Annotated in this window: 22 protein-coding genes; 2 read left to right on the top strand and 20 right to left on the bottom strand. The window is 32.2% G+C overall.

Features of this window, described 5'->3' with window-relative positions; all coding sequences use genetic code 11:
- Position 1: 1 nt before the first annotated feature.
- The 8 genes from J3R86_RS04915 to J3R86_RS04880 all read right to left on the bottom strand — a co-directional run bounded on the left by J3R86_RS04915 (position 2) and on the right by J3R86_RS04880 (position 8,940).
- Positions 2-1,276 carry a dihydroorotase gene (locus tag J3R86_RS04915; RefSeq protein WP_207518303.1) on the bottom strand — a complete coding sequence of 425 codons (1,275 nt, stop codon included), beginning with the start codon at positions 1,274-1,276 and terminating at the stop codon, positions 2-4.
- Between the two features lie 12 nt (positions 1,277-1,288).
- A complete protein-coding gene (locus tag J3R86_RS04910) occupies positions 1,289-2,173 on the bottom strand; it encodes an aspartate carbamoyltransferase catalytic subunit (RefSeq protein WP_207518302.1) in 885 nt (294 codons plus the stop codon).
- A 26-nt stretch (positions 2,174-2,199) separates the two neighbouring features.
- Entirely contained in the window at positions 2,200-3,507 is a 1,308-nt protein-coding gene (locus J3R86_RS04905; protein WP_207518301.1) for a uracil-xanthine permease family protein, read from the bottom strand.
- A 203-nt stretch (positions 3,508-3,710) separates the two neighbouring features.
- Positions 3,711-4,238, bottom strand: coding sequence for a bifunctional pyr operon transcriptional regulator/uracil phosphoribosyltransferase PyrR (gene pyrR / locus J3R86_RS04900; RefSeq protein WP_207518300.1), 528 nt, complete (start codon positions 4,236-4,238; stop codon positions 3,711-3,713).
- A gap of 101 nt (positions 4,239-4,339) precedes the next feature.
- Positions 4,340-5,626 (bottom strand): group II intron reverse transcriptase/maturase, encoded by a 1,287-nt coding sequence (gene ltrA, locus J3R86_RS04895; protein ID WP_207518488.1) that lies wholly within the window; start codon positions 5,624-5,626, stop codon positions 4,340-4,342.
- Between the two features lie 854 nt (positions 5,627-6,480).
- Positions 6,481-7,398 carry an RluA family pseudouridine synthase gene (locus tag J3R86_RS04890; RefSeq protein ID WP_207518299.1) on the bottom strand — a complete coding sequence of 306 codons (918 nt, stop codon included), beginning with the start codon at positions 7,396-7,398 and terminating at the stop codon, positions 6,481-6,483.
- Positions 7,398-7,889: a signal peptidase II gene (gene lspA / locus J3R86_RS04885; RefSeq protein ID WP_207518298.1), complete on the bottom strand. Its 492-nt coding sequence runs from the start codon at positions 7,887-7,889 to the stop codon at positions 7,398-7,400. The genes J3R86_RS04890 and lspA overlap by 1 nt, the downstream gene beginning before the upstream one ends.
- A gap of 253 nt (positions 7,890-8,142) precedes the next feature.
- Positions 8,143-8,940 (bottom strand): VOC family protein, encoded by a 798-nt coding sequence (locus J3R86_RS04880; protein WP_207518297.1) that lies wholly within the window; start codon positions 8,938-8,940, stop codon positions 8,143-8,145.
- Positions 8,941-9,309: 369 nt separating this feature from the next.
- On the opposite strand from J3R86_RS04880, the gene istA reads away from it, so the two are divergent.
- Entirely contained in the window at positions 9,310-10,596 is a 1,287-nt protein-coding gene (gene istA / locus J3R86_RS04875; RefSeq protein ID WP_207516850.1) for an IS21 family transposase, read from the top strand.
- Entirely contained in the window at positions 10,589-11,353 is a 765-nt protein-coding gene (istB, locus tag J3R86_RS04870) for an IS21-like element helper ATPase IstB (protein ID WP_207516745.1), read from the top strand. The genes istA and istB overlap by 8 nt, the downstream gene beginning before the upstream one ends.
- A 480-nt stretch (positions 11,354-11,833) precedes the next feature.
- Here the strand turns inward: istB and ileS are convergent, their stop codons facing one another.
- The 12 genes from ileS to mraY all read right to left on the bottom strand — a co-directional run bounded on the left by ileS (position 11,834) and on the right by mraY (position 25,886).
- The gene (gene ileS, locus J3R86_RS04865) at positions 11,834-14,584 is read right to left on the bottom strand and encodes an isoleucine--tRNA ligase (RefSeq protein ID WP_207518296.1); all 2,751 of its coding nucleotides are present in this window, start codon (positions 14,582-14,584) and stop codon (positions 11,834-11,836) included.
- A 207-nt stretch (positions 14,585-14,791) separates the two neighbouring features.
- Complete coding sequence (locus J3R86_RS04860) at positions 14,792-15,436, bottom strand: DivIVA domain-containing protein (RefSeq protein WP_207518295.1); 645 nt, start codon at positions 15,434-15,436, stop codon at positions 14,792-14,794.
- A 23-nt stretch (positions 15,437-15,459) separates the two neighbouring features.
- A complete protein-coding gene (locus tag J3R86_RS04855; RefSeq protein WP_207518294.1) occupies positions 15,460-16,239 on the bottom strand; it encodes a YlmH family RNA-binding protein in 780 nt (259 codons plus the stop codon).
- Between the two features lie 368 nt (positions 16,240-16,607).
- Positions 16,608-16,898, bottom strand: coding sequence for a YggT family protein (locus J3R86_RS04850; protein ID WP_207518293.1), 291 nt, complete (start codon positions 16,896-16,898; stop codon positions 16,608-16,610).
- A gap of 11 nt (positions 16,899-16,909) precedes the next feature.
- Entirely contained in the window at positions 16,910-17,485 is a 576-nt protein-coding gene (locus tag J3R86_RS04845) for a cell division protein SepF (RefSeq protein ID WP_207518292.1), read from the bottom strand.
- Positions 17,486-17,487: 2 nt separating this feature from the next.
- Positions 17,488-18,156, bottom strand: coding sequence for a YggS family pyridoxal phosphate-dependent enzyme (locus J3R86_RS04840; RefSeq protein WP_207518291.1), 669 nt, complete (start codon positions 18,154-18,156; stop codon positions 17,488-17,490).
- A 13-nt stretch (positions 18,157-18,169) separates the two neighbouring features.
- Entirely contained in the window at positions 18,170-18,961 is a 792-nt protein-coding gene (gene pgeF / locus J3R86_RS04835) for a peptidoglycan editing factor PgeF (protein ID WP_207518290.1), read from the bottom strand.
- Positions 18,962-19,585: 624 nt separating this feature from the next.
- A complete protein-coding gene (gene ftsZ / locus J3R86_RS04830) occupies positions 19,586-20,755 on the bottom strand; it encodes a cell division protein FtsZ (protein ID WP_207518289.1) in 1,170 nt (389 codons plus the stop codon).
- Between the two features lie 32 nt (positions 20,756-20,787).
- Entirely contained in the window at positions 20,788-22,185 is a 1,398-nt protein-coding gene (gene ftsA, locus J3R86_RS04825) for a cell division protein FtsA (RefSeq protein WP_207518288.1), read from the bottom strand.
- 106 nt (positions 22,186-22,291) lie between these two features.
- Entirely contained in the window at positions 22,292-23,554 is a 1,263-nt protein-coding gene (locus J3R86_RS04820; RefSeq protein WP_207518287.1) for a cell division protein FtsQ/DivIB, read from the bottom strand.
- A 15-nt stretch (positions 23,555-23,569) separates the two neighbouring features.
- A complete protein-coding gene (gene murD / locus J3R86_RS04815; RefSeq protein ID WP_207518286.1) occupies positions 23,570-24,919 on the bottom strand; it encodes a UDP-N-acetylmuramoyl-L-alanine--D-glutamate ligase in 1,350 nt (449 codons plus the stop codon).
- A gap of 1 nt (position 24,920) precedes the next feature.
- On the bottom strand, positions 24,921-25,886 hold the full coding sequence (gene mraY / locus J3R86_RS04810; protein WP_207518285.1) for a phospho-N-acetylmuramoyl-pentapeptide-transferase: 966 nt from the start codon (positions 25,884-25,886) through the stop codon (positions 24,921-24,923).
- Positions 25,887-25,988 lie beyond the last annotated feature (102 nt).

Raw genomic sequence — 25,988 nt, 5'->3', positions numbered from 1 at the left:
TTTATTTTGCCCCCTCGTATTTAACTTCACCTTCGACCATAGTTAATATTGGATTGCCATATACTTTATAACCAATAAACGGTGTATTATCAGCTTTAGATAAAAAGTCTTCCCCTTTAATTTCTTGCTCATTATCTAAATCAATAATTGTTATATCAGCTAAACGTCCTGATTCTAGTCTGCCAAAATCTAAGTTGAATGTGTCGCTTGGTTTAACGGTTAAATAATCAACTAATTGTTGTAATGTCCATTCACCATTTTTGACGAAATGTGTATACAACAGTGGAAACGCTGTTTCACTACCTACAATACCAAATGGTGCTTTTTCCATTGGTTGAGCTTTTTCTTCACGAGCGTGAGGTGCATGATCGGTTGCAATGCAATCAATTGTTCCATCTAATAATCCGTCAATTAAGGCTTGTCTATCTTCATGACTTCTAAGTGGCGGATTCATTTTATAAATAGCATCATTACCAGGTACATCATCTTCTGTTAATAATAAATGATGTGGTGTTACTTCAGCTGTGACATGGATCCCCGCACGTTTCGCATCTCTAATGACACGTACACTTTCTTTCGTAGATACATGACATACGTGATAATGACAATGAGCTGCTTCTGCTAATAAAACGTCTCTAGCAATTTGTACTGATTCACAAATATTGGGAATACCAGGTATTCCTAATTCTTTACTACGTTGACCTTCATGCATAGCGCCACCATAAATTAAAGAGTTATCTTCACAATGTGCTACAACTGCTTTATTAACTTTTGATGCTTGTTGCATAGCTTCATACATCATACTAGCAGTCTGTACGCCGACACCATCATCAGTAAATGCAAATGCACCTTCTTTAGTTAATGCTTCAAAATCTACAAGCTCTTTACCTGCTTGTCTTGTTGTAATTGATGCATATGGCAATACTCTCACATGTGCACTATCATCAATAATACGTTGTAAAGACTCAAAATGTTCAACTGAATCGGGAACAGGTCTAGTATTTGGCATTGGACACACCGTTGTAAATCCACCTCTTGCAGCTGCAAGTGTTCCAGTTTCAATTGTTTCTTTATGTTCTCCACCGGGTTCTCTTAGATGTACATGAACATCAACAAAACCTGGCGACACAAAGTGTCCTTGTGCATCAATGATGTCAACATTTTCAGTTACATTTATATCATGACCAATTTCTTTGATAACTTTTCCTTCTATCAAAATATCAGCATTTACTAACTCACCATGTTGTAAAATTCTACCATTTTTTATTAATTTCATTATAAATCTCCCCTATTTATTTAATAATTCATCTATAACTGCCATTCTAAGATACATACCATTTTCCATTTGTTTAAAAATTCGAGATTTAGGCGCTTCTACTAAATCACTTTCTATTTCAACCCCACGATTGACTGGTGCAGGGTGCATGACTATTGCACTTGGTTTAAGACGATCATATCGCTGCTGGTTTAAACCGTGTTTTTGATGATAATCATCTTTCATAAATCTTGCTTCTTCTACAAGTCCATGTCTTTCGTGTTGGATTCTCAGTAACATGACTATATCAACTGAATCTATGACATCATCCATATTCACATAAGGAGCTTCTAATGATTCGTCAACCCAAGCTCTCGGACTATTGAACATGACATTCGCTCCTAAAGCCTTCAAACTATAATAGTTACTACGTGCAACTCTTGAGTTTTTAATGTCACCACAGATGACAACATTTAAGCCTTCAAAATAACCATACTCTTCATAAATCGTCATTAAATCTAATAAACTTTGCGTCGGATGTTGACCACTACCGTCTCCAGCATTTGCTATTGGAATATTAACATTTGTCAATTGCTCATAATAGTCATTATAAGGATGTCTAATGACTAATAAATCACAACCAATACTCTCTAACGTCTTACAAGTATCGTACAATGATTCACCTTTTGACACAGATGATGTTGTCGTATCAAAATTTATAATTTTTAAACCTAATTTTAATTCTGCAACTTCAAAGCTACACTTTGTCCTAGTAGAATTTTCGAAGAATAAATTAGCTACAAATTTACCATCTAATTGTGGTAATGGTTGCTCACCAGATTTAAAACGACTTGCCTTTTGGATTAAGTTATAAATTTGATCTGTAGTTAAATGTTCCATTGATAATAAATGATTCATAAAGCGCCCTCCTCGATTAGTCAATCTTAATGTTTTACATCTTTGTCTTTAGGTAAGATTAAGTTTAGGATAATCCCTGAAAGTGCTGCTAAAGCCATACCTTCAATTTGAAGATTAATGCCAATTTCTTTCAAGTTAATTACTAAATTACCAATACCTACTACTAATACTACTGATGCGATGACAAGGTTGCGGTTATTAGCAAAATCTACTTTACTTTCAACTAACATTCTTAAGCCACTCGCTGCAATGATACCGAATAGTAGTATTGAAACACCGCCCATTACTGGAGTTGGTATAGAAGAAATCAATGCAGTGAATTTACCTATGAAAGCTAAGATAATGGCGATAACTGCTGCTCCACCTATAACATAAATACTATAAATCTTAGTTATTGCTAGAACTCCAATGTTTTCACCGTATGTTGTACTTGGTGGTCCACCAATGATACTGGCAAACATTGTTGATACACCGTCGCCGATAATAGACTTATCTAGCCCTGGTTTTTCAAAGAAGTTTCTACCTACAATTTTATTTAATACCATTTGGTGTCCAATATGTTCACTTACTGTGACAAAAACAATCGGTATCATAACTAGCACTAGGCCGAGATGAAATGATGGTACATAGTCTTTAAATGGTAGATAAATATGAGGGAAATCGAACCATTTGGCTGACATTACTGCGTTAAATTTTACAATCCCCATAAAAATCGCTACCACATAACCAACAATAATTCCTACTAACACGGGTATTAATGATAAGAAACCTTTAAAGAATCCTTGCACAACTATTGTTACTAATAATGTTACTAGAGCAACAATTAAGTAACTCATGCTGTATCCTTTCATATCAGCAGAATTTTCATACATTGCCATATTAACTGCAGTTGGAGCTAAGCTTAGACCTATAACCATAATAACTGGACCAACTACAACTGGTGGTAATAATTTCATTAACCATGCTGTGCCACTTAATTTAATGAAAATGCCGATGATCACATACATTACACCACTCATAAATAAAGCGACTAGCATATCTCCTAGACTGTGAGTACTTAAGCCAGTAATAATTGGTGTGATAAAAGCAAAACTTGAACCAAGATATGCAGGTATTTGAGCTTTAGTAATTAATATATATAGTAATGTTCCAATTCCTGAAGCAAGCAATGCAGCAGAAATTGGTAAACCAGTTAAAAATGGCACAAGCACTGTAGCACCAAACATTGCAAACAAGTGCTGTAAGCTTAAAAAAGCCCATTGTGCTGGTTGTGGTTTTTCATTTACATCAAGTACAGGTTTCACTGTACGTTCAAACATTTGTTCATTTTCCATTATGTCATTTCCTCCATTTTCAAAAAAAGTCTCTTTACATCAATATATGTAAAGAGACTTAGTAAGCAGTTGAAGCTATACCTATCCTAGTATAAGCTATAACTTCAAACTTTCAATGAGGGTAAAATTTGTATATTTCTATTGTTTAAATATTTAAATTACCCTCACCTTTTTCAGTCTCTCGTACTGATTTAAAAGGGATATTATTCAATTATTACTGCATTTTCATTATCCATTTCTTCTAAAAAGACATTAACCGTTTCATCTTTTGAAGTGGGGATATTCTTACCCACAAAGTCTGCTCTAATTGGCAGTTCTCTATGGCCTCGATCAACTAAAGCTGCTAGGCCAATTTTTATTGGTCTGGCATTAAGTAAAATTGCATCTAAAGATGCTCGTACGGTACGTCCTGTATACAGTACATCATCAATAATGACAACAACTTTATCAGTAAGTTCCGTATCAATTTCAATCGCATCTTTACTCATTTGTGAAGACATATGTTCAATATCATCTCTAAAATATGTAATATCAATCGTTCCTGTTGGCACTTGTTTTTGTTCAATCGTATTAATCTTTTGTTGAATTCTATTAGCTAAAAATTCACCACGTGTCTTAATCCCTAATAAAATTAAATTATCAGTACCTTTATTATACTCTAATATTTCATGAGCAATTCTTGTTACTGTTCGTTTTATTGCGGCATCGTCCATAATAATTCGTTTAGACATTTTTTCACCCTTTTCAATTATTAAAATCGAGTAGGAGGATAACCATTATTTGATTATCCGTCCTCTCACACCACCGAGCGTACGGTTCCGTACTCGGCGGTTCAATATCTTGCGTAAGCCGTCTCTGCGAGTTGGGTTAATGGTTCTAACCCCCACTTGTAGAGACGTTTTGTTGTAAGTGCACGATGAACTTCATGCGTTGATGATAAGCGCCAGTATTTCTTTCTTGAATTGGCAATTTTCATTGCACTCTTATGGTCAAGTCCATACTTACGTAACATCTTATATTTGGTTTTTATTCTTTTCCATCTTTTGAGGATTAGTTGTCTAATGCGTCGGTTTAACCATGATTGTAACTTCGTTACAAAACCTGTAATAAATCCTTTACCAAAGTAATTTATCCACCCTCGTGTTACTTGATTAATTTCTGATATAATCTCTTTAAAGGTACCTGGTCTATTTCGTTTCGTTAGACGTCTTAAGGTGCGTTTTAAATTTCTTCTTGCTTCCATAGTCGGTCTGAAACGATAAGTGCCATTTACTTTGGTCATTAGACAACTCAAGAACTTTAAACGTGTGATAGAACCTACCTTGCTCTTTTCACTATTTACAATAAGTTTAAGGTCTTTTTCGATAAACTTTGTCACACTTTCCATGACACGTTGACCCGCTCGTTTTGTACGTACAAAGATGACGAAGTCATCTGCATAACGAACAAAGCGATGACCACGTTTCTCCAATTCATTATCTAATTCGTGAAGATAAATATTACAAAGTAACGGGGAAATAACACCACCTTGCGGTGCACCTATTTCTCTACTTCGATAATTACCATTGAGGTCGATTGCACCAACCTGTAGGCTTCTACGAATAAATTTAGAAATGGCTTTATCTTGAACATGTCGTTCAAATAGATACATTAATTTATCATGGTTCAACATATCAAAGCACTGTTTTAAATCACAATCAACTGCAACTAAGTAACCTTCTTCATAGTATGTTGCACATTCTTTAAGTGCAGTTCCTGTACTACGATTCGGTCTAAAGCCATGACTGTGTTTTGAGAAAGTACGGTCGATACTAGGTTCAATGACTTGTTTAATGGCTTGTTGGATAACTCTGTCTCTTGCGACAGGGATTCCAAGCACGCGCTTTTTCCCATTTGATTTAGGTATTTCAACCTTTCTTACTGCTTGTGGCTTATACGTGCCATCAAGCAGTTTTTGTTTAATTTGTGGAAAGTATTTTGCGAAATGTGATGTTAATTCACTTACTCGCATGCCATCGATGCCAGGTGCACCGTTGTTTTTCTTCACTTTCTTAATTGCTTTTTGTATATTATTCTCTCTTACAACAAGCTCCATCATAGATGGAGACTCACGATACATTTCTTTCATTTCACCTAAGATTTACTGTACGCACTCATATATCCTTTTTCGTTCCACTACTTATCTTTCTATGAGTTGCCAATCATTAATTGTATTCTGTACGTTGTAAATCTCTAACCTCCATTCTTTACTTTGTATGAATATTGTTCAGTCCTTCAGTATTTCTACCTACTATGACCTCTGCTGACTTCTCATCATTCGTTATTACTACGATTTTTTTTATCGCTGATGAGACCTCCCCGGGTAAGAGTAACCACTTTCCACTCATTCCACTGCATCATTTACTATATAGAACTCGGGTAGTATCGGACTTTATCTTGTATTGCAGATTCATCCATTCCACATAGCCTTGTATGATATTTCTGTTCGTCAGTGCGAGTGTTTGCGTCCGACTTCCTTCAGATTCCATTTCACAATGGACACCCTTGTCTTTCGCTAACAGTTCCTACTACCAAGCCTGTAACGGACTTTCACCGTCTAGTAATTACCCATGCCGGGCGCACAACAAAAAACCTCATGTCTTTAACAAGACATGAGGTTAAGTTATATACAAGCATATAGTACGTCAATGACTACAAAATCTATAGTCTTATAACCTTGACAAGTACTATGAGTTTTAATAAGTATATATCTATTTATATCATGTCTTTGAAGCCTCTCTGGACTTTCACTTAAAGACGATTAATGCGTATTTAAACTGTTATTAGGATAATACTATTTTTAACAAATGTCAATCATCCATAACACAAAAGATTACTATAATTTATAGTATATTATTATAGTTAACATAAGATAACTATGGAAAACTATACTAGTTCAATGTTTCTAGTTTACATAACAAAAATATAGTAATTTTATGCGTCACGTTTACGTATCGTATCCAGTAGTGTCTCAAAATAATCTGGTAATGCTGCTTGTTGTTCGATATATTGCCCAGTAATTGGATGTTCAAAACCAATTAAACCAGCGTGTAATGCTTGACCACCTATATCTAAAGTTTTCTTCGGACCATATTTAGGGTCTCCTACTAATGGGAAGCCGATGTATTTCATGTGGACACGAATTTGATGTGTGCGACCTGTTTCAAGTTGACATTCAACTAAGGTATAATCTTTAAAACGTTCTAAAACATTAAAATGTGTAATGGCTTCTTTACCATCATCAACAACTGCCATGGATTGACGATCATTTTTATTACGACCAATTGGTGCATCAATTGTGCCATAATCGTGAGGAATCACACCGTGAACTAATGCAGTATATTTCCTTTTGACAGTTTTATCCATTAATTGTTCTACTAAACCTCTATGTGCAATATCGTTTTTAGCCACCATTAATAAACCTGATGTATCCATATCAATACGGTGAACAATACCGGGACGAATTTCTCCGTTAATTCCAGATAAATCTTTAATTTGATACATTAAACCATTAACTAGCGTATTGGTATAATGTCCAGGTGATGGATGAACCACCATCCCTTTTGGTTTATATACAACAGCAACATCATTATCCTCATAATAGATGTCTAAGTCTAAATTTTCGGCAACGATATCTGCTTCAACTGTCTCTTTTTCAGTCACAACAATTTTATCGTTTAGCTTTGTTTTATAATTAGGCTTAATTGTCTTACCGTTAACACTTACTAAACCTAATTTAATCCAATCTTGAATTAGGTTACGAGACCATTCTTGATTCAACTCAGGAAGTATTTTATCTATTCTTGATCCAGTTTGAGACTGATCTATAATTTGATATTCATATATTTCCATCATCTAACCTCCTTATCTTTATTGTTCGATGAGTCTTTTATTAATGCGATAATAACGAAAATTACGCCAATCGTTAAACTTGAATCTGCAATATTAAATATCGGAAAATCATATCCAAAAATATTTGTATCTATAAAATCTACTACCTGTCCATTAAATAAGCGATCAATAAAATTACCTAATGCTCCAGCAAATAATAAACTAATAGCAACTTGTAAAAATAAGTTAAATTGCGCTTCCTTAATAAAGAAGTAGATTAATATGATTAATATAATGACTGTAATAATATAAAAGAATCCCATTTTGCCACTTAAAATTCCCCATGCAGCACCATTATTTCTGTGTGATGTAATATTTAAAAAGTTAGGTATAACTTCAAATGAGTCTCCAATTTTCATCGTAGTCGCTATTAAATATTTAGTTAATTGGTCAAAAATAATAATAAATAACGTCACGAGTACGGATGTCCAAATATAATATTTCTTGTGCATCGATGTTCCTCCATTCAACTGTCGTTTAGACAACTCATTATATTATATCCTAGAGCAACCAATAAAAAAAGTAAGCATATGACAATTACTAAAATATTAAAGCTCATAACTACGATATTTACCAACAAATTTGGATACAGTTTACACACAATCCTCTTAAAAAATAAATTTATAATTAATCAACATTTAATAATACTAACAATTACTACTACTCGCAAAAATTATTTTAGAATCTTTGTGTCTTAGACTCTATTTAATCAACTGTTTTAATTTTATTAAAACGATAATATATACCATCTGGCCCTTGAAGATTAAGATGAGTCGTTTCAGGATAATGAAAATCTACAATAGCTAAACCATAAGAGTTGAAATTATCAATTCTTTTCGTAGCTGACATCCATTGGTTCATTGCTAAATGTTGATGATATCCTTGTGACGCTAAAAATAATGAAAAGTCATCCATATAAGCTGCTATATCTAAACCAAAATAATCACAATAGTAATTTGTCACTTCTGATAGTCGAATTGTTTTTATATGCAAAGAACCTATAATTGCTAAATCAGGGATACCTTGCCACTGCTCATCTGAAGCATAGTTTAATAATTTGGGTACATTTAGTGGTTTAACATATATTTGAATTAAATCATGATGTGTAATCCATTCTTCACTAGGTTTATCTACATAAAATTTAAAACCATGCCCATCTGGATCTTCAAAAAATAATGATAAAGATGTAGATTGATTACCACCGTTTACTGGTATATCATATTCACTCAATTGAACTAATAAATCTGCTAAATCAGTATATGTTGGTAATTTAATTGCAATATGAAATAATCCAGCTTCAGATAACAATGGCTCACGTCCATGTTCAATTTCTTCAAGTTTAATAATATGATTACTTTGTCCAACCTCATATTGAATAGATGTTAACGTTTCGTTAATGATATTTAATCCTAAAACATTTTCATAAAATGGTTTTAGTTCGTTCTTATCTTTTACATTTAATGTTACACCATTGACAAAATGTGCCGTATTACTATGAAACATAAAAATTACTCCATTCCATTTCTTTTATACAATCATTTTTAATTTTAGGTTCTCTATATTTTACAACTGATAAATAAAAAAACGAATAATTTAAAATATAAATTATTTTGAAGCCGAGACTCCTGAGATAGGGACCCAACATAGAGAAACTGTGAAACAGTTTCTACAAGCAATGCAGGGACCCGTTATAGAAAAATTTTAAAAATAAAATTTTTACTTTAATGTGCAAAACGGGTATAGTTGGGCAACAGTGCTCGTCGAAGACCGGGGCCCCAACATGGAAATGATAATTTAATAATGTACACTTTTGACTGTTTAAGTATGTACAATCTGTAAAATTTAGAGATAATTTTATTGAGGTGAATAACAATGAAATTATCTTTAGATATAAATACAGATTATGAAGTTACAACTCTTTCAGATTTACCAAAATTAAAAATTGTTATGGAGAGCTTAAACATGAAAATTAATAAAAGTGAAATCGCAAGACAAATGAATGTAGATCGAAGAACAATAGATAAATATTTAAATGGCTTTAAACCTTCGGTTAATCGAAAAAAACAATCTAAAATTGATCCCTATTATGATTTAATAAAAGAATTGTTGTCTGAAGAATGTGAACAGAAATTCTTTTATAAACGCGTGTTATGGCAATACCTTAAAGATAATCATGGTCTAAATTGTGCGTATTCCACATTTAGAACATATATAAGAAAACATGATTTATTCAATAATTATTTTAAAAAAAGACGACAAAAGTCAACGCCTGTTGGAACAACTAGATTTGAAACAAAACCAGGTTGCCAAGCTCAATTTGATTGGAAGGAAGATATAAGATTTAAAACGAAGGATCATCAAGAGGTATCTTTAAATATTGGTGTTTTACTCCTGTCATATTCACGCTTCAAAATTATGCAAGTTACGATGAGTAAATCATTAGATGTATTACTTAATTTAATGGTTCAAGCTTTTGAATCTATTGAAGGTGTTCCAGAGGAACTTGTTACAGATAATATGAAAACAGTGATGAGTCAACCTAGGACTGAAACGTTTAGTGGACAAGTTAATCCTAAATTCAAACAATTCGCTGATGATTTTAATTTTAAAGTGAAGCCGTGTATAGCTGGTCGTCCTAGAACGAAAGGTAAAGTTGAATCCATTATGAAAATATTAGATGAAATTCATGCCTATCAAGGACAATTATACTTACATGAAATTCCACAATTTATTGACGAATTAAATGATCGTTTGAATTACTCAGTGCATAATGGGACAGGAAAAATACCAATTATTGAAGTAAAAAAAGAAAAGAGCTTCTTACAGCCATTACCCAATGTCCATGTAAGAAACTCATATAAAGTAGAACATAAATATTTGAAAGTCAATCGTTCGAATATGATTACATATCGCTCCAATCAGTACTCAGTTCCTGCTGAATACTATGGAAAAACGGTTGAAGTTCAAGTTTATGATCAACGTTTGTTTGTTTATTATAACACCAAATTAATCGTTGAGCATCCTATTACCCATCATAAATTAAATTATCAGCAACAACACTATTTAGAAACGCTAGCTGTCTCCTATGGAGACCATGATGATATTAATCAGCTGGCCTTAGATAATTTAAAAACGATAGGAGAGATGTATGATGAATAATATTACTAACTACCAACGTTTAAAAGATAATCTGTCATATCTAAAAATGAATCAAATGATTACTCATTTAGATGAAGTGATAGATTTTAGTATCACTAACGATTTATCATTTATTGATACTTTAATTAAATTGAGTGATTATGAAATCGCAGTTAAAGAAAAGAATATGATTGAATCAATGGTTAAGGTAGCAGCATTCCCTTTTAAAAAGGAACTGTGCGACTTTGACTTTTCATTCCAACCTAACGTCAATAAACAAGAAATCGTAGATTTTACTCATTTACGATTTATAGAAAACCATCAGAATATTGTCTTTTTAGGTCCAAGTGGTGTAGGTAAAACCCATTTAGCTACATCAATTGGTATGTCAGCAGCGAAAAAAAGAGTAAGTACGTATTTCATTAAATGTCATGATTTAATACAAAATTTGAAAAAATCTCAATTAGAGAATCGGTTAGAAAATAGACTCAAGCACTATAGTAAATATAAATTACTAATTATTGATGAAATAGGCTATTTACCTATTGATAGTGAAGATGCCAAACTCTTTTTCCAACTGATTGATTTAAGATATGAGAAGAAAAGTACCATTTTTACTACAAATATTAATTTCAATTTATGGAATGAAATATTTGAAGACCCTAAAATAGCTAATGCCATTTTAGATCGCATATTACATCACTCAAATGTCATAAAAATAACTGGGAAGTCTTATCGGTTAAAAGACCATTTTGTGAAAGTTGAAAAGACAGAATGACATTTTTGTACATTCTTAAACAATCATTTTTGTACATTCTTTTATTGACATTTACACCCAACAAAAAGAAACTAATTATTTAGTTTCAACGGACAATGCAAGTTGGGGTAGGCTGAGACAGCACCCTAGGAAGGGACCCAACACAGAAAAACTGGTTATCCAGTTTTTTCATGCAATGCAGGTTGGGCATAGTGAGGCTTAAAAAATAATTATATATCAGTGTAATTTGGAAGAGAACCTAATTTTATCACTAACTATAAGCTATTTATAATTTTACACACTTAGCATCATCAAAAAATGGGGATGGGACTGAAACCATTAAAATGATTTCAAAGTCCCATCCCCGTATAACTGACTAGGGTCGATAAATACTGATACTTTTTTATATAGTCAGTTATTAACAAATGTGACACTTTATTATTAACGAGAATTGTGTCCTAATGTTATTAGTCAGTCAATATTTATCTCACGTTTATTCAATTAAACTAAAGTTTTCACAACTTCTTGGCAACGTGGACACAAGTGTGTTAATTCTCCTACTGATCCTAATTCTTCTGAATAGTTCCAGCATCTCTCACATTTTTCTCCATCAGCATGTTCAATGACAATGTCACCGTGTTCATAAGTTGTACCATTATCAACATGATCAACTACTTCAACTTGAGATACGATAAATAACTGATGTAATGCTTCAAATTGTGTTAAAAATTCAGTTGCATTAAAACTATCATTACTACCAATAGTTACTTTAGCTTCTAAAGATTTACCGATAATTTTGTCATTACGGGCATTTTCAAGTGCACGGTTAACATCATCACGTAAACTCATAAATGTATGCCATTTGTCTAATAAATCTTGATCTACTTCTACTACTTTAGGCATATCGGCTAAATGCACACTTTGTTCTTTAACATGTGGTGTATGTGACCATACTTCTTCTGCAGTGTGAACTAAGATTGGTGCTAATAATTTAGTCATATCAACAAGAATTTGATACAACACTGTTTGCATACTACGTCTAATATGTGAATTACGTTCTTCAATATATAAAATATCTTTACCATAGTCTAGGTAGAAATTACTTAATTCTACATTGATGAAGTTTTGTACTTCTTGATAAATATTTAAATAATCGAAGTTTTCATAGTTGTTAATTGTGTTTGCTGTGAATTCTCTTAAGCGATTTAATAGATAACGATCAACTTCTAATAAGTCATTTTCAGCAACACTATCAGTTTCAGGATTAAAGTCATTGATATTCCCTAACATAAATCTTAATGTATTACGGATTTTACGATACACATCTGAAGTTTGTTTTAAAATTTCATCAGAGATTCTTACGTCAGCTAAGTAGTCAGTACTACTTACCCATAATCGTGCAATATCCGCACCTTTTTGTTTTACTACTTGATCAGGCACGATAACATTTCCTAATGATTTACTCATTTTCTTACCTTCACCATCCATAACAAAACCGTGTGATAGTAAGAATTTATAAGGAGATACTCCTCTAGTAGCAACCGCTGTGGTAATTGAAGAGTTAAACCAGCCTCTATATTGGTCACTACCTTCAAAATACATATCAGCTGGGAAATGTAATTCTGGACGTGTTTCTAATACGCCACGATGAGAAGATCCTGAATCAAACCAAACATCCATAATATCAGTTTCTTTGGTAAATTCACCATTTGGACTACCTGGATGCGTAAATCCTTCTGGTAATAAATCTTTGGCTTCTCTTTCAAACCATACATTTGAACCATGTTCTGCGAATAAATCAGCTACATGATTTACTGTTTCTTTTGTCATGATGATATCACCATTTTCAGCATAAAATACTGGAAGTGGTACACCCCATACACGCTGACGAGAAATAACCCATTCTCCACGATCACGAACCATATTATAAATACGTGTTTTACCCCAGTTTACTTTGAAATTAGTATTATCAATAGCATCTAAGATATCTTGTCTCACTTTACTAATTGAAGCAAACCATTGAGGTGTTGCACGGAAGATCACAGGCTTTTTAGTTCGCCAATCATGTGGATAACTATGTGTAATAAATTCTAATTTTAATAAAGCACCTTTTTCAGTCAATAATTCTGTAACAGCTTTATTGGCTTTATCATAAAACATTCCTTCAAAAGGTCCACCTTCTTCAGTGAACACACCTTTATCATCAATTGGACTAATAACTGGTAATTCATATTTTTGACCAACGATATAGTCATCTTCACCGTGTCCAGGGGCTGTATGAACACAACCAGTACCTGCATCTGTTGTTACATGATCTCCATTAATTACAAGTGATTCACGTTCTAAAAATGGGTGTTGTGCAACAACGTATTCTAATTCTTTCCCTGTGTATTCTTTTTCCAATTTTAATGTTTCTTTATCCCAATCAAGTGCCTCAGCCACACTGTCAGCTAAAGCTTCAGCAATAATATATTTTTTCCCATCAACATTATATTGTCCATATTTAAGTTCTGGATGTACAGTGATAGCAACATTTGAAGGAATAGTCCAAGGTGTTGTTGTCCAAATAATAAATTTAGCATCAGAATCCACAATACCTTTACCATCTTTTACATCGAAGGCAACGTAAATTGAAGCAGAACGTTTATCATGGTATTCGATTTCTGCTTCTGCTAATGAAGATTCACTTGATGGTGACCAATAAACAGGTTTTTTACCTTTATAAATTAATCCTTTATCAGCCATTTCTCCAAATAATCTAATTTGAGCTGCTTCATATTCTGGTTGTAAAGTAATATATGGGTCATTAAAGTCACCACGTACACCTAAACGCTTAAAGTCTTTCTTTTGTAACTCAATTTGTTCTAATGCAAATTCTTTACATTTTTCGCGGAATTCAGCTGTTGACATTTTTTTACGGTCAACACCTTTTTTTGTTAAGGCTTGTTCAATAGGTAAACCATGTGTGTCCCATCCTGGTACATATGGCGCATAAAACCCTTGCATTGTTTTATAACGTACAATAAAATCTTTAATAATTTTATTTAAAGCATGTCCCATATGTAAATTGCCGTTTGCATATGGTGGTCCATCATGAAGAATAAAAGTTTTATTACCTTTATTTTTTTCTAATGCTTGATGATATTGATCTTCAGCATCCCACTGTTCTTGAATTTTAGGCTCTTTATTAGGTAAGCCACCACGCATTGGAAAATCAGTTTTTGGCATTAATAACGTTTCTTTATAATCCATTTAATTCACTCCTTAAAAAAATAAAAACTCTAAGTTAAATAAAAAGGGACGAAATTCTCGCGGTACCACCCTTCTTAACTCAACTTAGAGTTCTCTCATTAATATTATTTATAAATAGTAGTCAGTGATATGACTATACATTCTTTTACTAGGCTCTCACCATGACCTAGTTCGCTGTGAAAAGAGGTTGTATATCACTTGTCTGACTTATTTTTTATTATTTGTTGAATTTGTCTCATCTTGTTTGTTATCAGCAGTTGAAGCATCACTATTTGAATCGTTAGCACCATTATCGTTAGCTTGTTCTTTCAAAGCAGATTCTTCTGGTTTTAAATCATTATCATTTAAATGATGGATATTTTCAAGTGTTACTTGTTCTGCATCTAAATCATAATTTAATAAGTAATCCCAATCTTCACTCTTCAGTAAATCTAATTGGGCTTCAACTAACATTTTGAAACGTGACCTAAATACTTTTGATTGACGTTTCATATCTTCTGTTTGGAAAGATAATCGTCTAGCTTTTTCTACTGCATCACCAACGATTTGATCAGCTTGTGATTTAGCTTGAGCAAGTGTAGCTTCAGCTTGTTTGTTAGCTGCTTGTTTCGTTTCTTCGCCAGCTTTTTGAGCTTGAATTAAAGCGTCACTAACTGATTGATGTACATCTTGATAAGACTTAATATTAGTATCTCTCTCTTCGATCACTTTTTCAAGTTGTTTTTTATCTTCTTTTAAGCGTTCAATTTCATTACTTAGTTGATCTAAATAATTAGCAACTTCTGTTGGTTCTAAACCATTTTTCACACGTGTAAATTCTTTATTCTTAATTTCACTTGGTGTAAAAGGCATTGTATATCCTCCTCAATTAAGCATTATTTAAATAATGTTCTATACGTAATATGTGTTTTATCTTTTTTAGTTTTTCCACCAAGGCTTGTAATTTGAGCTCTTCCATAACCTTGTATTGAGATTAAATCATTCATTTGTAATTGAAAATCACTTGAATCAACCGTAGTATGATTGACTTTCACTCTTTTTTTATCAATTAATTGTTTAGCTATTGTTCTAGATTTGTGAATCATTTCTTTTAAAATTACATCTAATCTTAAAGAACTAACAGTAGCACTATTTAATTTCCAATCTTCTTTAGATTGTATCATATCTGAGAACGGAATAGTATTAAGTTTAACTGTTGCCCCTTTAATACGTTGTAATTCTAACATAATAAATGATTGCAATCTACTTGTCAAAACAAATTGTATTTGTTCACCGACGATGATATCACCTACTTGTTGCCGATCGATACCTAAAGACATTAAAGTCCCCAGTATATGTTGATGTTTCAGTGTAACAAACTTATCAGGGTAATTAATTTGAATTAACACTAAATCAAAATCATCATCTGTTGCTGTATAGTATTCCGGTGCTATTATCGCTCTTTGTCGTTCAGCATTTGGTCCACCAAAAAATGTTACATTCAAATCATCATAACTACCACAAATAACTTCTAAAATATATTGACCTCTAGGATCTAAAAACTGAGTTAAAATTGGCGCATAACTTTGTTGAGCTTGCTCACATTTATCAGTTAGTTGATCTATCAAACCGTACTCTTCTTGTCTAAAATGTTGATATATATCTATGTTAATCACATCCTTTATTCGATTTAAATGCGCACTCTATTTTTAGGACTGGTTAATTAAAAATATAATATATTACGATGCCAATATTCCAGTGGTATGGACCCAACACAGAAAAATTCTGATAAGATAATTTTTCCAGTAATGTGCTAATTAAAAGCAAGGCTACAATACTATCAGTTCAATTTGATAGTGTACCTTCTAATGAACAATAAGATTTCTTCAAAAGTATCATAATTAAATCAATACCCTACTTGCTATAATCTTTGTATTATTTTTGGCTATCAACGAGTAAATACTTTGTCTAATAAAATTAATAAATATAGTAAAAAACGAGGTCAAAATGTGCTTAACACATTTGCCTCGTTATATACAGTTAATTAACTTAAATACATTAATATCCAATTAAAAATAAAAACTAAACCTCTTTGGAATAACATTAATACTACAATGGCAGCAATTGATGAAATATCAATCATACCTATAGGTGGAATAATTTTGCGGAACGGTTGTAAAAATGGTTCATATATTCTCGCTAAAAATTCTCCAACTTTAGATTCACGTATACTTGGAACCCAAGAAGTGAAGAAATAAATAATCATTCCCCAATAATATATATTAACTAGGAATAGAATAAACCTAAATACTGTATTTAATAAACCAATATCCATATCGTTACTCCTTAGTCAAATGACTGTTCCATATTTTCGATTTGATCAGTTATACTTCCTGCAACTTCCACATTATCAGGTGTACAAAGGAAAATATCAGAACCAACACGTTGGATATCTCCACCAATCGCATAAACTGTACCACTTAAGAAATCAATAATTCTCTTAGCAGAGACTTTATCGATGCGTTGTAAGTTAACAAGTGTTGCACGTCTATTTTTTAATTCATCAGCAATATCTTGTGTATCAGAAAATACTCGTGGTTCAAATAAGCACATTTTTGAACTTTCTTGTGCTGAATAATTTGGCGTTGCATTATTCATAGTTACAACATTGCGATTGTTATTCTTTGAATTATTTGTCATACGACTATTCCTTTCCTCTGAAGTTGTTGTATATCTTGGTGTAGTCTTTTGTGGAACTGATTTAATTGAATTTTGTGTTGTTTGTTCATTAACAGCTTTCGATTGTTCTTTTACGGGTTCTTGTTCTCTTACTTTATCATGTCGTTCTGGTACTTCTACTTCTTCTTCATCATCTATTACAAAAAAACCACTAAATAAATCTTTTAAAGCCAAGGGGCTCACTCCTATTCTCCTACAAGTTTAGTCCCAATTCTTACAAATGTAGCACCTTCTTCAATCGCTAGTAAATAATCATTACTCATACCCATTGATAATTCATTGCATGGTGCATAACTTAAATTGAGTTGTTGTATGTCTTCTTTTTTAATTCGTAATTGTTCAAATATTGATTTAATATATGTTTCATCATCTGTATATGGCGCCATAGTCATTAAACCAACAACTTCAATATGCTCATAATCTTTTAATTGTTCAATAAATTCTGTTACTTCACTTAATCGAATTCCATGTTTTGATTCTTCACCTGACACATTAACTTGTACAAAACACTTAACAGTGTGGTTAGCACGTTTATTAATCTCTTTGGCCAGTTTAAGTCTATCTAAAGCATGGAAATAATCAATGTCATTAATAACATCTTTTACTTTTCTTGTTTGTAAAGAACCAATAAAATGCATAGTTACATCATGTGGCAATTGCTCTTTTTTGGTTAAAAATCCTTCTACTCTATTTTCACCAAAATGTCTGATGCCAGCTTCGTATGCTTCTTTAGCTCGCTCTATTGTAACATATTTTGTGACTGCTATCACGTTTGGTTTTGTTGAAAGTTTACTTTTTTCAAGTTGATCATTTATTTGAGCATTAATATGTTGTAAATTTTTAATTACTTTCATTTGTCGTGCCTCCTTATTTCTGACCGATAAATGCTAACATTCGACCAGTTTGACCTTGTTCAAGTCTATAAGAAAAGAATAAATTTAAATCTTCTGATGTTGCATAATCAGTTATATATATATTACTTGAAGGAATGCCATAGTACTCAAGCAATAACTTATTTGCCAATTTCAAATCAATACCATGTCTATCATTTTCTCTTTGGACAACATATTTACTTATATCTATTGGTAACGTTGCAAATTTATTTCTAATATCATTATTTATCTCATAACTTGATGACGTTGCAGGACCAATAACCACATACATTTGCTCTAAGTCAAAAGAAACTTGTTTAATTACCTCAGCAACAATTTGTCCAAATGTACCTCTCCACCCTGCATGAGCAAGCGCAATAAAATTATGATTAGGACTATAAAAATATACAGGAACACAATCTGCATAACACATTGTTAGTAATATATTATTTTCATACGTATACATAGCATCAATACCATGCAATGATGAAGTTAACGAATCTATATTAATACCTTTATCTTTTGAAGTTATTTCTACAACTTTATTTTCATGTGTCTGTATTGGGAACACCCAATTTTCTCTATCAAACTTAATTTCTTCTGCCAATATCTTCTGATGATTTGTAATATGTTGAGGATGATCATCTATATATCTCGCCATATTAAAAGCTTCATTAGGATAATTACTCTGTCCGTCTTCTCTAGTTGTAATTCCTAGTGTCACATCAAATTTAGTAGCTTCATTATACAATAAATGATGTCCTTGTTTTATAAATTTTTCAGTCAATCGATTGTCACCAGCATTTCAGTTTATTTTATAACCAGTCATTTTAGTTAATAAGTCTATAATATAGTATTTACCGTAAAAATCAAAATATTCTATTAGCCTAATATGGTTCTCTATTTTATAGCACTTATAAATAACAAGCGAATAATTTTAAATGGAAATTATTGTAAAGTCGAGACATCTTAGGTTTGGACTCAATATAAAAAATTCTATGATTACAGTTGACACTATTAGTGTAACTGCATTGGGACCCAACATAGAGAATTTCATCCAGAAATTCTACGGACAATGCAGGGACCCGTCATAGAAAAATTTAAAAAGGATTACAGTTGCACTATAAGTACAACTGCATAAGAACTAGTAAATATTGAAAAATTAACTAGTTCTAAATGTGCAAGACGGGCAAGATTGGGCAAGAACTAGTAAAGATTGTAAATCTAACATAAAGGATTACAATTGCTTGCTAGCGCAACAATTGCATAAGAGTTTCTAGCTATCAAGATAGCAGAAACTCTAACAATTTTGGTAGAGCACCACTATTATCTTCAATTAAGAATTTATAAAAAAATCATCAGAAATTAATCTGATGATTTTTAAAGTTTATAATTGATATTCAACCTATAATTAACGTCTTGTTCTTCTAGAACGTCTTTCTTCTCTATTTCTAATAAAGCTTGGAATATCATCATCTTTAGTAGTATGAGTTCTTTCGCTTGCACTATCACTTGCTTGAATGCTTGATGTATTAGTAGTATATGGTTCTTCTTTACTTGAATTAGAAGGTGTTGCAGCGCTTGCACCAAATCCAGTTGAGCCAGATTTACGACCATGAGCAGCAGGTTTATCATCGAATCCAGTAGCAATAACTGTTACAACAATTTCATCTTGTAATTCTGGATTAATTACTGTACCAAAAATCATATTAACATCTTCATCAGCAGCATCTTGAACAATATCAGCAGCTTCTTGTGCTTCGAATAATGATAATGATTCTCCACCTGTAATATTCATAAGAACGCCTTGAGCTCCAACGATTGAAGTTTCAAGTAATGGTGAAGAAATTGCTTTTTTAGCAGCTTCAACAGCTCTATTTTCACCAGATGAAACACCAATACCCATTAATGCTGAACCTTGATTAGACATAATTGTCTTAACGTCAGCAAAGTCTAAGTTTACTTCACCTGAAACTGCAATTAAATCAGAAATACCTTGTACACCTTGACGTAACACATTATCAGCTTCTTTAAATGCTTCCATCATAGGCGTAGATTTATCAACGATATCTAATAAACGATCATTAGGTATTACGATTAATGTATCTACTGCAGCTTTCATTGATTCTACACCTGCAGCTGCTTGTGTTTGACGTTTACGTCCTTCGAAACTAAATGGGCGAGTAACAACACCAACTGTTAAAGCTCCCATTTCTTTAGCTATTTTAGCTACAACTGGTGCAGCACCTGTACCAGTTCCACCACCCATACCAGAAGTAACAAATACCATATCTGCACCTTGGATAGCATCTTCAATTTGTTCACGAGATTCCTCAGCAGCTTTTTTACCAATTTCTGGATTTGCTCCTGCACCTAATCCACGTGTTAATTTCTCACCGATTTGGATTTTAGATTCAGCTTTAGATAAGTTTAAAGCTTGACCATCTGTGTTGATTGCAATAAATTCAACATTATTCATTCCATGGTCGATCATACGGTTAACAGCGTTATTTCCGCCTCCACCTACACCAATGACCTTTAAAGTCGCTAAATGGTTAAATCCTTGTTCAAATTCTAACATTTAAATTTCCTCCTAGTTTTAATGGCCGATAGTTATTCAAATAAAGATTTCATTAATTTTTTGAATTTACTTTCTTCATTGTCTTTACCTTTTGCATTATCACGGTTATGTTCATGCTGACTATCTTGAGTTTCATACAACTCTTCTTCTGAAGTTTCTACATCATTGTCATGAGTTTCTTTTTTATTAGGCTTACGTTTAAACCAATCAAATCCACTAGATTTAGAATCGTTATTGCTATTTTCTTCTATAACGTCCTCTTCAGTTTCTTCATTATCATGATAATTTATTGTAACATAATCTAACAATTCATCGAAAGCGATACTACTAGAAATTGTAGAAATTGCAGAAGAAAATTCCGGTTTTCTAATACCCATTTGAGATGGTGTGTGAATTCTAACTTTTTCACTAACCATATCTTGTAATAGTTCTTTTACTCCTAATAAATTAGCAGAGCCACCAGTTACAACAAAACCACCATTAACTTTAGTTAAACCTAGTTCTTGTAAGACATCGAATACTTCAAAGAATATGTCTTCTACTCGTGCCTCGATAAAGTCACTCAATTCTTTTTGAGTATATTGTACTGTTTCATCGCTATCAACTTGTTCAACAGTAAATATGTCTTGATCTGATGCTGAATCATAGAATGCATGACCATATTGATGTTTCACTTTTTCAGCAGTTTCATAAGAAGTATTTAAGCCTTGTGCAATATCATCAGTAATATCACGACCAGCCATCTCAATTGAATCTGCATCTACTAGCTCGCCTCGTTCATAAAACGCTATTTGAGTTAAATCTTCACCAATATCGATGACACATGCACCAAGTTCTTTTTCAGTAGCTGTTAAAATTGAACCATAGTTATAAGCATCAGAATAAACATCCAATACATCTACGCCACATGCTTCTACACACTTTATCATGTTAATTAATATTGATTTTTGAATTGCAATAACACCTGCATCCACTTTTAGTGAATGTCTAGCAATTAATTCTTTTGGGTCTGAAACCTCATTTTCTTTATCGACAATAAAACGAATAGGAAACACATTGATAACTTCAGTCTCTGGGACATCATTTTTTTCTCTAATGTCTTCTAATACTTTTTCAATATGTGATCCATTAATTTCTGTGTCTTCATAAAAATCAATTTCATTTGATTCGTCATATACTTCTGTTCCAATGATAGGTAATTTAAGGAATACTTCTTTAATGTCTACACCTGAAGCAATAGAAGCCTTCTTAATTGTGTCTTTAACTGCTTGTCGCGCAATATCAAAGTCATCAATTAATCCGTTCTTAATACCGCTTGTGTAGGTTTGTCCTGTACCTATCACATTTATACCATTGTGAAATTTCTCGCCTACTATTGTTTTTACGCTTGATGATCCAATATCTATACTTACGTAATAATGTTCTTCCATAGATAGGCACCTCCTGACAAGTTACTATTAAAATTATACACTATCCTTAGTTTACAATACGTTGAATAGCTTGTGAACTATAAACATTGACTAATATCAAAATTTTTTAATTATTCTTTTTTGATGAATCATTTATCTTGTTTAAAACGTTTTGAAGTTCTTCTTTTGCCTGGCTTTCTGCTTGAGATGATTTGCTAACATTCTTATCACTTTCAGATTGTTGCGACGTATTGCCGCGATAAGGAATGAATGACGCACCTACAGATAAATCGATATATCCTTTAGTCTTCAAATTACCTGAAGTATCTCTTGATAATGACTGGGACATTTGTGGATAATATTTCATTTTATTAGCTATAGATGAAATATCACCAACAACTTGTAAGCCATCAGTAGTAAATAATTCTATGCGATTTTGTTTATTTTTATTAGGCGCATAAGTAACTTCTGCAATATATTGACGTGTCGTTTGTGACATATCAGATAATGCTTTAATGATATCGTCTTCCTTATCTCCTTTAAACCCATCGATGATAGGTACATCATTAATTTTAACATCATCAGATGCTTTTAATGTTTTACCACTTTCTAATAATGGTACATACTTCCCTTTAACTTTGACTAATGCAACGATAGAATTTTCATGGATTGTAACATTAAGTGTATTAGGAAGTTTTTTACTAATTTCAGCATCTTTAATTAGTGGATTATCCTTTAAATGATCAATAGCTTTACGCTTACTATAAGTATACATGCGAGAATTACTGTCAACATTTAATATTTTATTCACTTGAGATGTACTAACATGTTGATTACCACTGATATTCACATGTGAAATCTTACTTAGCGGTGAAAACATATAAATTAAAATAATAGCTATTAGTAAAATTAGTAACGTTATAATGCTGTATTGTATCCTACGTTGTCTACGCCTTCTTATTTTTCTTTTTTCTTCTAAAGTTAATGGTGTAATATGCGTTACTTTACTTTGTTTTTTATCTTTATCGTTCTTCTCATCAGTTGTATATGATGAATCAGATTGATGGTCATCATGGTTATCCTGTGTTTCTTGTGAAATGTCGTCTCTTTGACTAACAACACCTTGGTAATGATTTAACTCATTGGATTTGATGTCTTCACTATTGTCATCTTGTAGTTGATCACTTTCTTGTCCCTTAAAATCTCTATTTATCAAATAAATATCTTCATCAAACTTTTCTGCTACTTCATGTGATGTTGTACTTTGAATTTCACCTTCAGATGACACTTGGCGTTTACGTTGACGTCGTTTTTTAGACTTATTTCGTGTAAATAATTCCATTTCATCGCCGTTATTATTATGTTGCTCGTTATTTGATTTATCATCCATCATTGCTCACACCCTTTAATATGATGGCAAATGGGCACGGAAACTTTCAATAAATTTCTCTCCACGCTCTTCAAAAGTGCTATATTGATCCCAACTTGCACAAGCTGGAGATAACAAGACGACATCATTAGGTTCAACAATTTCCTGTACTTTATCGACAGCATCTTGGACATCATTTGCTTCTATAACTGATTTACCTTGACTAGATCCAAGTTTCGCAAATTTGTCTTTAGTTTCTCCAAATACTACCATTACACGTACATTTGTCATATAAGGTATTAATTCATCAAATTCATTGCCTCTATCTAATCCACCACATAACCAAATAATTGGTTGGTTAAATGAACTTAAAGCAAATTGTGTAGCTAATGTATTAGTAGCCTTGGAATCGTTATAATATTTATTTGTTCGATTAGTACCGACATATTGTAAACGATGCTCAATACCTGAAAATGTAGTTAAACTATCAACAATTGCTTTTATTGGAACACCAGCTAATATTGAAGCTAATACTGCTGCTAAAATATTTTCTAAATTATGTTCACCAGGTAAAACTAGATCTTGAGTATTTATAATTCTGACACCTTTATAAACTATAAAATCATCTTTAATATATATACCATCTACTTCTTGTTCTGTTGAGAAGTACAATGTTTTTGCTTTCAAATTTTCTGACTCAATAAGTTGTCGTTGATGATAATTACAAATTAAATAATCATTTTCTGTTTGATTTTTATAGATTTGCTTTTTAGCATTTTGATAATTCTCCAAATTTTCATGATAATCTAAATGAGCTGAATAAATATTAGTAATAATTGCTATATGTGGTCTATATTGTTCAATACCTAAAAGTTGAAATGATGATAATTCAGTTATCAAATAATCTGAAGGTTTAACTTCTTGAGCTACTTTTGATGCGACAAAACCAATATTTCCTGATAATCTGCCTGTCAATTTACTTTTTTGAAACATATCACCAATCAATGATGTTACAGTTGTTTTACCGTTAGTTCCAGTTACCGCAATAATGGGCGCTTCAGATATCAAATAACTTAATTCTACTTCTGTTAATATTTTCAAGTGACGTTTAACTGCTTCATCAATAATAGAAACTGTATATGGGATACCAGGATTTTTTACAATAATGGGATTTTTGTCTAATAATGATAACGGATGATGTCCACTCACCACTTTAATTCCCATTGCTTCTAAATCTTTAGCATGTGCATCATGTGTTAAATCTTTGCCATCATTAACAGTGACATTAGCTCCTAATTTATTGAGCAATTTTGCAGCTTCATAGCCACTTTTAGCTAAACCTACAACCAAAACTTCTTGATTTTCTAATCCTTTATAATTAAGCAATTTAGTGCACTCCAATCCATAATCCAATTAGACCTGAAATTAATCCTACTGTCCAAAAAACAGTAACTACTTTCCATTCACTCCATCCCACTAATTCAAAGTGATGGTGTATTGGACTCATTTTGAATAAACGTTTTCTAGTTAATTTGTATGAAGCTACTTGTAACATAACTGATAACGTTTCGATAACAAATACTAACCCTATAAAAATTAATGATAATTCTTGATTAAGCATAATAGAAATAGTAGCAAATATCCCACCAAGAGCAAGACTACCAGTATCTCCCATAAATACTTTAGCTGGGTTAATGTTATACGGTAAGAAACCTAATAAGGCAAATACCATAATAATACAGAAAATACCTATTGAAGTCGCACCTAAAACAAAACTCATAATGGCATACATGATAAAACCAATGATAGATAATCCTGTTGCTAAACCATCTAATCCGTCTGTTAGGTTAACAGCATTAGAAAAGCCTACTTGCCAAAATATAATGAAGATGACATAAGCAAATGATAATGGAATTGCTGCATTAGTGAATGGTATATGTATACTTGTTGAAAAATTCACTAAGTGGAAGACATTGCTTAAAATAAAGAAAATAATCGCAATACCAATTTGAGCTAAAAACTTTTGTTTACTAGTTAACCCCTGATTATTTTTCTTAACTACTATAATATAATCATCAATAAAACCAATTAAACCAAAGCCAATTGTGACAAATAACAATAAAATAATTGGGCTTGATTGATCAACAAATATAATCGCGATAATGGAAGTGATGATAATACTCAACAAGAACGTTAACCCACCCATTGTTGGTGTCCCTGTTTTCTTCATGTGACTTTTCGGTCCTTCTTCTCTAATGCTTTGTCCAAATTTCATTCTTTTTAAAGTTGGTATCAATACTGGCACCAATACAAATGTTATTATTAGTGCTATTAATGCGTATACAAAAATCATAATAATCTCCTTTACTTTATCAAGTCTTTTTCTATCATTTATATATTATCAATAATTCTTTTAGTTAAACAAAAATTTGTTAATTTAGTTATTAATTATTAA

The sequence above is a fragment of the Staphylococcus simiae genome (assembly GCF_017357005.1).
Lineage (GTDB): Bacteria > Bacillota > Bacilli > Staphylococcales > Staphylococcaceae > Staphylococcus > Staphylococcus simiae_A.
This window is presented reverse-complemented; position numbering and strand designations above follow the sequence as displayed.